Genomic DNA, 12,925 nt, shown 5'->3' on the forward strand with positions numbered 1-12,925 from the left:
CATGAATAGCACGCTTATCCAGACAGACCGTTTCACCTTGAGTGAAACCGAGCGCTCGGCCATCGAGCACGAGCTGCATCACTACGAAGACCCGCGCGCGGCGTCGATCGAAGCCTTGAAGATCGTCCAGAAGGAACGTGGCTGGGTGCCGGACGGCGCCCTCTACGCCATCGGCGAGATCCTCGGCATCCCCGCCAGCGACGTTGAAGGCGTGGCGACGTTCTACAGCCAGATCTTCCGCCAGCCGGTCGGCCGCCACATCATTCGCGTGTGCGACAGCATGGTCTGCTACATCGGTGGCCACGAGTCCGTGGTCAGCGAGATCCAGAGCAAGCTGGGCATCGGCCTGGGCCAAACCACTCCGGACGGGCGCTTCACGCTGCTGCCGGTGTGCTGCCTGGGCAACTGTGACAAGGCGCCGGCGTTGATGATCGACGACGACACATTCGGCGACGTGCAGCCTGCTGGCGTCACCCAATTGCTCGAGGGCTACCCATGACCCTGACTTCCTTCGGTCCTGCCAACCGCATCAAGCGGTCGGCCGAGACTCACCCGCTGACCTGGCGCCTGCGTGACGACGGCGAGCCTGTATGGCTTGACGAGTACCAGGCCAAGAACGGTTACGCGGCCGCGCGCAAAGCCTTTGCCGACATGGCCCAGGACGACATCGTCCAGACCGTGAAGGACGCAGGCCTTAAGGGCCGCGGCGGTGCAGGCTTCCCCACGGGTGTCAAGTGGGGCCTGATGCCAAAAGACGAATCCATCAACATCCGCTACCTGCTGTGCAACGCGGATGAAATGGAGCCGAACACCTGGAAAGACCGCATGCTGATGGAGCAACTGCCCCATCTGCTGATCGAAGGCATGCTGATCAGTGCCCGCGCGTTGAAAACCTACCGTGGCTACATCTTCCTGCGTGGCGAATACACCACCGCCGCCAAGCACCTGAACCGTGCCGTGGAAGAAGCCAAGGCCGCTGGCCTCTTGGGCAAGAACATCCTTGGTTCGGGTTTCGACTTCGAACTGTTCGTGCACACCGGCGCCGGGCGTTATATCTGCGGTGAAGAAACCGCACTGATCAACTCCCTCGAAGGCCGCCGCGCCAACCCGCGTTCCAAGCCGCCCTTCCCTGCCGCCGTGGGCGTGTGGGGCAAGCCGACCTGCGTGAACAACGTTGAAACCCTGTGCAACGTGCCGGCAATCATCGGCGACGGCGTGGAGTGGTACAAATCGTTGGCCCGCGAAGGCAGCGAAGACATGGGCACCAAACTCATGGGCTTCTCCGGCAAGGTCAAGAACCCGGGCCTGTGGGAACTGCCTTTCGGCGTGACCGCACGCGAGCTGTTCGAGGACTACGCCGGCGGCATGCGCGATGGCTACACCCTCAAGGCCTGGCAGCCAGGCGGCGCCGGTACCGGCTTCCTGTTGCCAGAACACCTGGACGCTCAAATGTACGCCGGCGGCATCGGCAAGGTGGGCACCCGTATGGGTACCGGCCTGGCCATGGCCGTGGACAACACCGTGAACATGGTGTCGTTGCTGCGCAACATGGAGCAATTCTTCTCCCGCGAATCCTGTGGCTTCTGCACCCCGTGCCGCGACGGTTTGCCATGGAGCGTCAAGCTGCTGATGGCCCTGGAAAACGGCGAAGGCCGCGAGGGCGACATCGAGACCCTGCTGGGTCTGGTCGGTTTCCTCGGCCCAGGCAAGACCTTCTGTGCTCACGCACCGGGCGCCGTGGAGCCATTGGGCAGCGCGATCAAATACTTCCGCTCGGAGTTCGAAGCCGGCATCGCGCCTACCAGCGCCGCCGTCCCGCCTCTGGCAAGGCCGATCGTAGTCGGCGCGTAACGCTTAAAAAGGCGAAGGGTCCGTGCCCTTCGCTTTCTCATGTGCTGACGCCTTCAAGGCTGTGTTGATGCACATGAATAACAAGATTCCATTAGCCACGCCCGCTGACACCGGGCCAACGAAGAACTTTGAACCATGGCCACTATCCACGTAGACGGCAAAGAGCTCGAAGTCGATGGGGCAGACAACCTGTTACAGGCGTGTCTGTCGCTAGGCCTCGACATTCCATATTTCTGCTGGCACCCCGCCCTTGGCAGCGTTGGCGCTTGCCGCCAGTGCGCGGTCAAGCAGTACACCGACGAGAACGACACCCGTGGTCGTATCGTCATGTCCTGCATGACCCCTGCCACCGACGGCAGCTGGATCTCCATCGAAGACGAAGAAGCGAAAGTGTTTCGCGCCAGCGTCGTCGAATGGCTGATGACCAACCACCCGCACGACTGCCCTGTGTGTGAGGAAGGCGGCCACTGCCACCTGCAAGACATGACCGTGATGACCGGCCACAACGAGCGCCGGTATCGCTTCACCAAGCGTACCCACCAGAACCAGCAACTGGGCCCGTTCATTTCCCACGAGATGAACCGCTGCATCGCTTGCTACCGCTGCGTGCGCTTCTATAAGGACTACGCCGGCGGTACCGACCTCGGTGTGTTTGGCGCCCACGACAACGTGTACTTCGGTCGCGTTGAAGACGGCACCCTGGAAAGTGAATTCTCCGGCAACCTCACCGAGGTCTGCCCGACCGGTGTGTTCACCGACAAGACTCACTCCGAGCGCTACAACCGCAAGTGGGACATGCAGTTCTCGCCGAGCATCTGCCATGGCTGCTCCAGCGGTTGCAACATCTCCCCGGGTGAGCGCTACGGCGAACTGCGTCGGATCGAAAACCGCTTCAACGGTTCGGTCAACCAGTACTTCCTGTGCGACCGTGGCCGTTTCGGCTATGGCTACGTCAACCGCGAAGACCGCCCACGTCAGCCACTGCTGGCCGACGGCGCCAAGTTGAGCCTCGACGAAGCACTGGATAAAGCCGCTGACCTGCTGCGCGGTCGCAACATCGTCGGTATCGGTTCGCCCCGCGCCAGCCTCGAAAGCAACTACGCGTTGCGCGAGCTGGTAGGCGCCGAACACTTCTACTCGGGTATCGAAGCCGGTGAGCTGGAGCGTATCCGCCTGGTGCTGCAAGTTCTGAACGACAGCCCGCTGCCGGTTCCGAACATGCGCGACATCGAAGACCACGACGCGATCTTCGTCCTCGGTGAAGACCTGACCCAAACCGCTGCACGCGTGGCCCTGTCCCTGCGCCAGTCGGTAAAAGGCAAGGCCGAAGACATGGCCGACGCCATGCGCGTCCAGCCTTGGCTCGACGCTGCGGTGAAAAACATCGGCCAGCACGCGCTGAACCCGCTGTTTATCGCCAGCCTGACCGCCACCAAGCTCGACGACATCGCAGAAGAATGCGTACACGCCGCGCCTGACGACCTGGCCCGCATCGGTTTCGCCGTGGCCCACGCCCTCGACGCCAGTGCGCCTGCCGTAGAAGGCCTGGACGCTGAAGCCGCTGAACTGGCCAAGCGTATCGCCGACGCCCTGCTGGCCGCCAAGCGTCCATTGATCATTGCCGGTACCTCGTTGGGTTCCAAGGCGCTGATCGAAGCCGCTGCCAACATTGCCAAAGCCTTGAAGCTGCGCGAGAAGAACGGTTCCATCAGCCTGATCGTGCCGGAAGCCAACAGCCTTGGCCTGGCCATGCTCGGTGGCGAGTCCCTCGACGCCGCTCTGCAAGCCGTGACCGACGGCAGTGCCGACGCGATCGTGGTGCTGGAAAACGACCTGTACACCCGCACTGATTCGGCCAAGGTCGACGCAGCGCTGAACGCGGCCAAAGTGGTGATCGTTGCCGACCACCAGAAAACCGCCACCAGCGACCGTGCCCACCTGGTACTGCCCGCCGCCAGCTTTGCTGAAGGCGACGGTACCCTGGTCAGCCAGGAAGGCCGCGCCCAGCGCTTCTTCCAGGTGTTCGATCCGAAGTACATGGACGCCAGCATCCTGGTTCACGAAGGCTGGCGCTGGCTGCATGCCCTGCGCGCTACCCTGCTGAACCAGCCGATCGACTGGACCCAGCTCGACCACGTGACTGCCGCCACAGCCGCAGCCGCACCGCAACTGGCACGCATCGTCGACGCTGCACCGTCTGCCTCGTTCCGCATCAAGGGCATGAAACTCGCCCGTGAACCGCTGCGTTACTCCGGCCGTACCGCCATGCGGGCTGACATCAGCGTGCATGAGCCACGTACACCGCAAGACAACGACACCGCGTTTGCCTTCTCCATGGAAGGTTACTCGGGTTCGGTCGAGCCACGTCAGCAGGTGCCTTTCGCCTGGTCGCCGGGCTGGAACTCGCCGCAAGCCTGGAACAAGTTCCAGGACGAAGTCGGTGGCCACATCCGTGCCGGCGACCCGGGCACCCGCCTGATCGAAAGCACCGGTGACTCGCTGAACTGGTTCGCCAGCGTTCCGCGTCCGTTCAACCCGGCCCAGGGTACCTGGCAGGTTGTGCCGTTCTTCCACCTGTTCGGCAGCGAAGAGACTTCTTCCAAGGCCGCGCCGGTACAAGAGCGCATTCCAGCCGCCTACGTGTCCGTAGCCAAGTCCGAAGCCGACCGCCTGGGCGTCAACGACGGTGCCCTGCTCAGCGTGAACGTCGCCGGCAAGACCCTGCGTCTGCCGCTGCGCATCGACGAAGAGTTGGGTGCTGGCCTGGTTGCATTGCCAAAAGGCCTCGCGGGGATTCCTCCGGCGATCTTCGGCCTCACCGTTGACGGTCTGCAGGAGGCAGCTCAATGACCTGGTTCACCCCTGAAGTGATCGATGTGATCATCGCGGTGGTCAAGGCCATCGTGATCCTGTTGGCCGTGGTCGTGGCGGGCGCCTTGCTCAGCTTCGTCGAACGTCGCCTGCTGGGCTGGTGGCAGGACCGTTACGGTCCGAACCGCGTTGGCCCGTTTGGTATGTTCCAGATCGCCGCCGACATGCTGAAAATGTTCTTCAAGGAAGACTGGACCCCGCCGTTTGCCGACAAGGTGATCTTCACCCTGGCACCGGTCGTGGCCATGAGCGCCTTGCTGATTGCCTTCGCAATCATCCCGATCACCCCGACCTGGGGCGTGGCGGACCTGAACATCGGCTTGCTGTTCTTCTTCGCCATGGCCGGCCTGTCGGTCTACGCGGTGCTGTTCGCCGGTTGGTCGAGCAACAACAAGTTCGCCCTGCTGGGCAGCTTGCGGGCTTCGGCCCAGACCGTGTCCTACGAAGTGTTCATGGGCCTCGCGCTGATGGGCATCGTGGTGCAGGTGGGCTCGTTCAACATGCGCGACATCGTCGAGTACCAGGCGCAGAACCTGTGGTTCATCATTCCGCAGTTCTTCGGCTTCTGTACGTTCTTCATCGCTGGCGTCGCCGTGACTCACCGTCACCCGTTCGACCAGCCGGAAGCGGAACAGGAACTGGCCGACGGTTACCACATTGAATACGCCGGCATGAAATGGGGCATGTTTTTCGTTGGTGAATACATCGGCATCATCTTGATCTCGGCCCTGCTGGTCACGCTGTTCTTCGGCGGCTGGCACGGTCCGTTCGGCATCCTGCCGCAGCTGGCGTTCTTCTGGTTCTTCCTGAAGACCGCGTTCTTCATCATGCTGTTCATCCTGCTGCGCGCTTCCATCCCGCGTCCACGGTATGACCAGGTGATGGATTTCAGCTGGCGATTCTGCCTGCCGCTGACCCTGATCAATTTGCTGGTGACTGCTGCCGTTGTGTTGTTGAACACGCCAGCGGGCGCGGTTCAGTGAGGATTTGACCCATGTTCAAATATATTGGCGACATCGTTAAGGGTACCGGTACCCAGTTGCGAAGCCTGGTGATGGTGTTCGGTCACGGCTTTCGCAAACGCGACACCCTGCAATACCCGGAAGAAGCGGTGTACCTGCCGCCGCGTTATCGCGGCCGCATTGTCCTGACCCGCGACCCCGACGGCGAAGAGCGCTGCGTGGCCTGCAACCTGTGCGCCGTGGCGTGCCCGGTGGGTTGCATCTCGCTGCAGAAAGCTGAAACCGAAGACGGTCGCTGGTACCCGGACTTCTTCCGCATCAACTTCTCGCGCTGCATTTTCTGCGGCCTCTGCGAGGAAGCTTGCCCGACCACCGCGATCCAGCTGACACCGGATTTCGAGATGGCCGAGTTCAAACGTCAGGACCTGGTGTACGAGAAAGAAGATCTGCTGATCTCTGGTCCCGGTAAAAACCCTGATTACAACTTCTATCGTGTTGCAGGTATGGCCGTTGCCGGTAAGCCGAAAGGCGCCGCACAAAACGAAGCCGAGCCGATCAACGTGAAGAGCTTGCTGCCTTAAGGAAGAAAGATGGAATTCGCTTTCTATTTCGCATCGGGTATTGCAGTGGTGTCCACGCTTCGCGTGATCACCAACACTAACCCCGTGCACGCCCTGCTCTACCTGATCATTTCGCTGATCGCCGTGGCCATGACCTTCTTCAGCCTCGGCGCACCGTTCGCCGGTGTACTGGAAGTGATCGCCTACGCCGGCGCCATCATGGTGCTGTTCGTGTTTGTGGTGATGATGCTCAACCTGGGGCCGGCGTCTGTCGCCCAGGAACGCGTCTGGCTCAAGCCCGGCATCTGGCTCGGCCCGGTGATCCTGGCAGCCCTGCTGCTGGCTGAACTGCTGTATGTGCTATTCGCTCACCAGAGCGGCCAGGCCATCGGCCACACCACCGTAGACGCGAAAGCCGTGGGCATCAGCCTGTTCGGCCCGTACCTGCTGGTGGTCGAACTGGCTTCGATGCTGCTGCTCGCTGCAGCCATCACCGCCTTCCACTTGGGCCGCAACGAAGCCAAGGAGCAATGACGATGCCTGCTATCCCTTTGGAGCATGGTCTGGCGGTCGCCGGCATCCTGTTCTGCCTTGGCCTGGTCGGCCTGATGGTTCGCCGCAACATTCTGTTCGTGTTGATGAGCCTGGAAATCATGATGAACGCCGCGGCACTCGCGTTCATCGTGGCCGGTAGCCGTTGGGGCCAGCCGGATGGACAAGTGATGTTCATCCTGGTGATCAGCCTGGCAGCCGCCGAGGCCAGTATTGGCCTGGCGATCCTGCTGCAACTGTATCGTCGCTTCCACACGCTTGATATCGACGCTGCCAGTGAGATGCGCGGATGAACATGATCTTTCTGACTTTCGTATTTCCCCTGATCGGTTTCCTGCTGCTGTCGTTCTCCCGTGGACGCTGGTCGGAAAACCTCTCGGCCCTGGTCGGCGTAGGTTCCATTGGCCTGTCGGCAATTGTCGCCGCCTACGTCATCTGGCAATTCAACGTCGCACCGCCTGAAGGCGGTCACTACACCCTGGTGTTGTGGCAGTGGATGTCGGTGGAGGGCTTCAAGCCCAACTTCGCCCTCTACGTCGACGGCCTGTCGATCACCATGCTCGGCGTGGTGGTGGGTGTGGGCTTCCTGATCCACCTGTTCGCGTCCTGGTACATGCGCGGTGAAGCCGGTTACTCGCGCTTCTTCGCCTACACCAACCTGTTTATCGCCAGCATGCTGTTCCTGGTGCTGGGCGATAACCTGTTGTTCCTGTACTTCGGCTGGGAAGGTGTGGGCCTGTGCTCGTACCTGTTGATCGGTTTCTACTACAGCAACCGCAACAACGGTAACGCCGCACTCAAAGCCTTTATCGTGACCCGGATCGGTGACGTGTTCATGGCCATCGGCCTGTTCATCCTGTTCCAACAGGTGGGCACGCTGAACATCCAGGAACTGCTGGTGCTGGCACCGCAGAAATTCCAGGTCGGCGACTTCTGGATCACCCTGGCGACCCTGATGCTGCTGGGTGGTGCTGTCGGTAAATCCGCGCAACTGCCGCTGCAAACCTGGCTGGCGGATGCGATGGCCGGTCCTACCCCGGTTTCGGCACTGATCCACGCCGCGACCATGGTAACCGCCGGTGTCTACCTGATTGCCCGTACCCACGGCCTGTTCACCCTGGCACCGGAGATTCTGCATCTGGTGGGCCTGGTGGGTGGCGTGACCCTGGTACTGGCAGGTTTTGCTGCCCTGGTTCAGACCGACATCAAGCGTATCCTCGCCTACTCGACCATGAGCCAGATCGGCTACATGTTCCTGGCCCTGGGCGTTGGCGCCTGGGACGGCGCGATCTTCCACCTGATGACCCACGCCTTCTTCAAGGCCCTGCTGTTCCTTGCTTCCGGTGCGGTGATCGTTGCCTGCCACCACGAGCAGAACATCTTCAAGATGGGCGGCCTGTGGAAGAAACTGCCGTTGGCCTACGCCAGCTTCATCGTCGGCGGCGCGGCCTTGTCGGCCCTGCCACTGGTGACCGCAGGTTTCTACTCGAAAGACGAAATCCTCTGGGAAGCCTTTGCCAGCGGTAACCACGGCCTGCTGTACGCCGGCCTGGTAGGTGCGTTCATGACCTCGCTGTACACCTTCCGCCTGATCTTCATCACGTTCCACGGTGAAGCCAAGACTGAAGCCCACGCAGGCCATGGCATTTCCCACTGGCTGCCACTGTCGGTGCTGATCATCCTGTCGACCTTCGTCGGCGCCATGATCACCCCGCCACTGGCCGGTGTTCTGCCGGAAAGCGCCGGCCATGCCGGTGGTGCAGCCAAGCACAGCCTGGAAATTGCCTCGGGCGCCATCGCCATCGCGGGTATCCTGCTGGCGGCCCTGCTGTTCCTCGGCAAGCGCCGCTTCGTCACTGCCATCGCCAACAGTGGCATTGGCCGCTTCCTTTCGGCCTGGTGGTTCGCTGCCTGGGGCTTCGACTGGATCTACGACAAACTGTTCGTCAAGCCGTACCTTGCGATCAGCCACGTACTGCGCAAAGACCCGCTCGACCAGACCATCGGTTTGATCCCGCGTGCCGCCAAGGCCGGTCACACCGCCCTGAGCCGCAGCGAGACCGGCCAATTGCGCTGGTATGCAGCTTCCATGGCGGCCGGTGCCGTCCTGGTAATCGGCGCCATCATCGTGGTCGCGGTCTGACTATGCACATTGCGAACTTTGCGAACTTGCGAAAGGAAACGAGCCCGTCATGATTCTGCCCTGGCTAATCCTGATCCCCTTTATCGGCGGCCTGCTCTGCTGGATGGGTGAACGCTTCGGCGCCACCCTCCCCCGCTGGATTGCGTTGCTGACCATGTCCCTGGAACTCGCGCTCGGCCTCTGGCTGTGGGCCCACGGTGACTATTCATTTGCTCCGGCACCGGGTGTCGATCCCACCTTCGCGCTTGAATTCAAGCACGTGTGGATCCAGCGCTTCGGCATCAACGTGCACCTGGCCCTCGACGGCCTGTCGCTGTTGATGATCCTGCTGACCGGCCTGCTGGGTATCCTCTCGGTACTCTGCTCCTGGAAAGAGATCCAGCGTCACGTGGGCTTCTTCCACCTGAACCTGATGTGGATCCTGGGCGGCGTTGTCGGCGTGTTCCTCGCCCTCGACCTGTTCATGTTCTTCTTCTTCTGGGAAATGATGCTGGTGCCGATGTACTTCCTCATCGCGCTCTGGGGTCACAGTTCTTCGGACGGCAAGAAAACCCGGATCTACGCGGCGACCAAGTTCTTCATCTTCACCCAGGCTTCCGGCCTGATCATGTTGGTGGCGATCCTGGGCCTGGTACTGGTCAACTTCAACAGCACGGGCGTGATCACGTTCAACTACGCCGACCTGTTGAAAACCAAGATGTCCCTGACCACCGAGTACATCCTGATGCTGGGCTTCTTCATCGCGTTCGCGGTGAAGCTGCCGGTGGTGCCGTTCCACTCCTGGTTGCCTGACGCTCACGCCCAGGCGCCGACTGCAGGTTCCGTCGACCTGGCCGGTATCCTGTTGAAGACGGCGGCCTACGGCCTGCTGCGTTTCGCCCTGCCGCTGTTCCCGAATGCCTCGGCCGAGTTCGCGCCGATCGCCATGACCCTCGGTCTGATCGGGATCTTCTACGGTGCGTTCCTGGCCTTCGCCCAAACCGACATCAAGCGTCTGATTGCCTTCTCGTCCGTTTCCCACATGGGCTTCGTACTGATCGGCATCTACTCCGGCAGCCAACTGGCGCTGCAAGGCGCAGTGATCCAGATGCTGGCTCACGGTGTGTCGGCTGCGGCACTGTTTATCCTCAGCGGCCAACTGTACGAGCGCCTGCACACTCGTGACATGCGCGAGATGGGTGGCGTGTGGTCACGTATCGCCTACCTGCCGGCCATCAGCCTGTTCTTCGCCGCCGCATCCCTGGGCTTGCCGGGTACCGGCAACTTCATCGGCGAGTTCCTGATCCTGATGGGTGCCTTCGTGCATACGCCGTGGGTCAGTGCGATCGCTACGTCTGGCCTGGTGTTCGGTTCGGTCTACTCGCTGATCATGATCCACCGCGCATACTTCGGTCCGGCCAAGTCCGACACCGTGTTGCACGGCATGGACGGTCGCGAACTGATCATGGTGCTCGGCCTTGCGGTACTGCTGGTGTTTATCGGCGTGTACCCGCAACCGTTCCTGGATACTTCTGCCGCAACGATGCATGGCGTGCAGCAGTGGTTCGGCACCGCCTTCTCTCAACTCGCTTCGGCCCGGTAAGAGCGCTATGGAATTCACGATCCAACACTTTATCGCGCTTGCGCCGCTGCTGATCACCAGCCTCACCATCGTGGTGGTGATGCTGGCGATCGCCTGGCGCCGCAATCACTCGCAAACGTTCCTGCTGTCCTGTGCGGGCTTGAACCTGGCCCTGCTGTCGATTATCCCGGCACTCAAGGTCGCGCCACTGGCCGTGACCCCGCTGATGATGGTCGATGACTTCGCGCTGCTGTATATCGCGCTGATCCTGGTTGCCACCCTGGCCTGCGTCACGCTCGCCCACGCCTACCTCGGCGAAGGCGGCACCGGCTACCCGGGCAACCGCGAAGAGCTGTACCTGCTGATCCTGCTGGCTGCGGCCGGTGGTATCGTGCTGGTCAGCGCGCAGCACCTGGCCGGCTTGTTCATCGGCCTGGAACTGCTGTCGATCCCGGTCTACGGCCTGGTGGCGTATGCCTTCTTCAACAAGCGCTCCCTGGAAGCCGGCATCAAGTACATGGTGCTGTCGGCAGCCGGTTCGGCGTTCCTGTTGTTCGGTATGGCCCTGCTCTACGCAGAAGCCGGCAGCCTGAGCTTCAGCGGTATCGGTCACGCCCTGGCAGCCTCCGGCAGCCCTGCGCCAATCGCCCAACTGGGCCTGGCCATGATGCTGATCGGCCTGGCGTTCAAGCTGTCGCTGGTGCCGTTCCACCTGTGGACCCCGGACGTGTACGAAGGCGCCCCGGCGCCGGTGGCTGCTTTCCTGGCTACCGCGTCGAAAGTCGCCGTGTTTGCCGTGATGGTGCGTCTGTTCCAGATCTCCCCTGCGGCCAACACCGGTGTACTCAGCAACGTGCTGACCATCATCGCCATCGCTTCGATCCTGTTCGGCAACCTGCTGGCGCTGACCCAGAACAACCTCAAGCGTCTGCTGGGTTATTCGTCCATCGCGCACTTCGGTTACCTGCTGATCGCCCTGGTGGCGAGCAAGGGCCTGGCGATGGAAGCCATCGGCGTGTACCTGGTCACCTACGTGATCACAAGCCTGGGTGCATTCGGTGTGATCACGCTGATGTCCTCGCCTTACAAAGGCCGCGACGCCGACGCCCTGTACGAATACCGCGGGCTGTTCTGGCGCCGTCCGTACCTGACCGCCGTACTGACCGTGATGATGCTGTCCCTGGCGGGTATCCCGCTGACTGCGGGCTTCATCGGCAAGTTCTACATCGTGGCCACCGGTGTTGAAGCGCACGAATGGTGGTTGGTTGCTTCCCTGGTACTGGGCAGCGCCATCGGCGTTTTCTACTACCTGCGCGTGATGGTGACCTTGTACCTGATCGAGCCAAACCTGCGCCGTGTGGACGCCGAGTTGCACTGGGAACAGAAAGCAGGCGGCGTGATGCTGCTGGCAATCGCCCTGCTGGCGTTCTTCCTGGGTGTGTACCCACAACCGTTGCTCACCCTGGTGCAGCATGCGGTGATGGCGGGTTGATCGCTTAGTTAAACGCAGCAAGCAAAACGGCGCCTTCGGGCGCCGTTTTGCGTTTCTGGCGTATTAATTTGTTGTCTGACACACAAAGGGAATTTTCCTCGTCGAGATGCCTCCCCTTCCGGCATCACCCTGCCTGGGTCGCTCGTATCGTGGTTGCGTTTTAGGAAACATCCCACAGCAGGGTCACTTGACCCACCGCAGATGGGCCACCAAACTATACGCAGGCTACGTACAGAACATGGATGCTCTATTTATCGAATTGCCAGCCTTTGAGCGGCACCGCAGGGATTATCTGAGTGATGAGTTATTTCACGGCTTTCAACAAGAGTTGATGAGAAACCCGCAAGCGGGCAACGTGATAGAGGGAACCGGCGGGTTACGCAAGGTGCGCTTTGTCGACGAGCGACGCAACAAGGGCAAACGGGGTGGCCTGCGAGTCATCTATTACTGGTGGTCGGGCGGTACGCAGTTCTGGCTGTTCACCCTTTATGGCAAACACGAACAGGACGACCTGAGCGCTCAACACAAAACGGCGCTCAAACACCTGCTGGACAGGGAAATCAAAGCGAGAAAATCTTATGAAACGTGACATCTTTTCCGAACTGGTCGAAGGCTTCGACGCGCTGGCAGATGAACGAGAAGGCAAGGTAACGCTGCGCAGCCACAAGGTGCAGTTGAGCAAGCTGGCACCGCTCACTGCCGACGAAGTAGTCGCTGTGCGTCAACAACTCAATCTGTCGCGCTCGGTGTTTGCGATGTACCTGCGCACCAACACCCGGACCCTGGAAAATTGGGAGCAAGGCCGGGCCACACCCAATGCTCAGGCGGCAACCTTGATTCGGCTGGTGTCGAAGTTTCCGGAGACGGTGGAACGTTTGGCGCTGTTGACCTGATCGATCAATCCAGCCAAGCCCGTCGGCAACGGGACGTTGC

Annotated in this window: 12 protein-coding genes; all 12 read left to right on the forward strand. The window is 61.3% G+C overall.

Annotated elements, in window-relative coordinates:
* The first annotated feature begins 1 nt into the window (after position 1).
* The 12 genes from nuoE to HX807_RS19985 all read left to right on the forward strand — a co-directional run bounded on the left by nuoE (position 2) and on the right by HX807_RS19985 (position 12,885).
* On the forward strand, positions 2-499 hold the full coding sequence (gene nuoE / locus HX807_RS19930) for an NADH-quinone oxidoreductase subunit NuoE (protein WP_003219568.1): 498 nt from the start codon (positions 2-4) through the stop codon (positions 497-499).
* On the forward strand, positions 496-1,851 hold the full coding sequence (nuoF, locus tag HX807_RS19935; protein WP_003219566.1) for an NADH-quinone oxidoreductase subunit NuoF: 1,356 nt from the start codon (positions 496-498) through the stop codon (positions 1,849-1,851). The genes nuoE and nuoF overlap by 4 nt, the downstream gene beginning before the upstream one ends.
* Before the next feature lie 135 nt (positions 1,852-1,986).
* Positions 1,987-4,701, forward strand: coding sequence for an NADH-quinone oxidoreductase subunit NuoG (nuoG, locus tag HX807_RS19940; RefSeq protein WP_008432794.1), 2,715 nt, complete (start codon positions 1,987-1,989; stop codon positions 4,699-4,701).
* Positions 4,698-5,705, forward strand: a complete 1,008-nt coding sequence (nuoH, locus tag HX807_RS19945; RefSeq protein ID WP_003219563.1) for an NADH-quinone oxidoreductase subunit NuoH — start codon at positions 4,698-4,700, stop codon at positions 5,703-5,705. The genes nuoG and nuoH overlap by 4 nt, the downstream gene beginning before the upstream one ends.
* 11 nt (positions 5,706-5,716) lie before the next feature.
* A complete protein-coding gene (gene nuoI, locus HX807_RS19950; protein WP_003174725.1) occupies positions 5,717-6,265 on the forward strand; it encodes an NADH-quinone oxidoreductase subunit NuoI in 549 nt (182 codons plus the stop codon).
* A 9-nt stretch (positions 6,266-6,274) separates the two neighbouring features.
* Complete coding sequence (nuoJ, locus tag HX807_RS19955) at positions 6,275-6,778, forward strand: NADH-quinone oxidoreductase subunit J (RefSeq protein WP_017476146.1); 504 nt, start codon at positions 6,275-6,277, stop codon at positions 6,776-6,778.
* Between the two features lie 2 nt (positions 6,779-6,780).
* Positions 6,781-7,089: an NADH-quinone oxidoreductase subunit NuoK gene (gene nuoK, locus HX807_RS19960; protein WP_003219560.1), complete on the forward strand. Its 309-nt coding sequence runs from the start codon at positions 6,781-6,783 to the stop codon at positions 7,087-7,089.
* On the forward strand, positions 7,086-8,939 hold the full coding sequence (gene nuoL / locus HX807_RS19965) for an NADH-quinone oxidoreductase subunit L (RefSeq protein ID WP_003219559.1): 1,854 nt from the start codon (positions 7,086-7,088) through the stop codon (positions 8,937-8,939). The genes nuoK and nuoL overlap by 4 nt, the downstream gene beginning before the upstream one ends.
* A gap of 49 nt (positions 8,940-8,988) precedes the next feature.
* The gene (gene nuoM, locus HX807_RS19970) at positions 8,989-10,521 is read left to right on the forward strand and encodes an NADH-quinone oxidoreductase subunit M (RefSeq protein ID WP_003219558.1); all 1,533 of its coding nucleotides are present in this window, start codon (positions 8,989-8,991) and stop codon (positions 10,519-10,521) included.
* A 7-nt stretch (positions 10,522-10,528) separates the two neighbouring features.
* Positions 10,529-11,992, forward strand: coding sequence for an NADH-quinone oxidoreductase subunit NuoN (gene nuoN / locus HX807_RS19975; protein WP_003219557.1), 1,464 nt, complete (start codon positions 10,529-10,531; stop codon positions 11,990-11,992).
* 238 nt (positions 11,993-12,230) lie between these two features.
* Positions 12,231-12,581: a toxin gene (locus tag HX807_RS19980; protein ID WP_032899042.1), complete on the forward strand. Its 351-nt coding sequence runs from the start codon at positions 12,231-12,233 to the stop codon at positions 12,579-12,581.
* Positions 12,571-12,885: a DNA-binding transcriptional regulator gene (locus tag HX807_RS19985; RefSeq protein WP_003219555.1), complete on the forward strand. Its 315-nt coding sequence runs from the start codon at positions 12,571-12,573 to the stop codon at positions 12,883-12,885. The genes HX807_RS19980 and HX807_RS19985 overlap by 11 nt, the downstream gene beginning before the upstream one ends.
* Positions 12,886-12,925 lie beyond the last annotated feature (40 nt).

Origin of the sequence: Pseudomonas sp. D8002, assembly GCF_013385695.1 — a bacterium.
Classification (GTDB): Bacteria; Pseudomonadota; Gammaproteobacteria; order Pseudomonadales; family Pseudomonadaceae; genus Aquipseudomonas.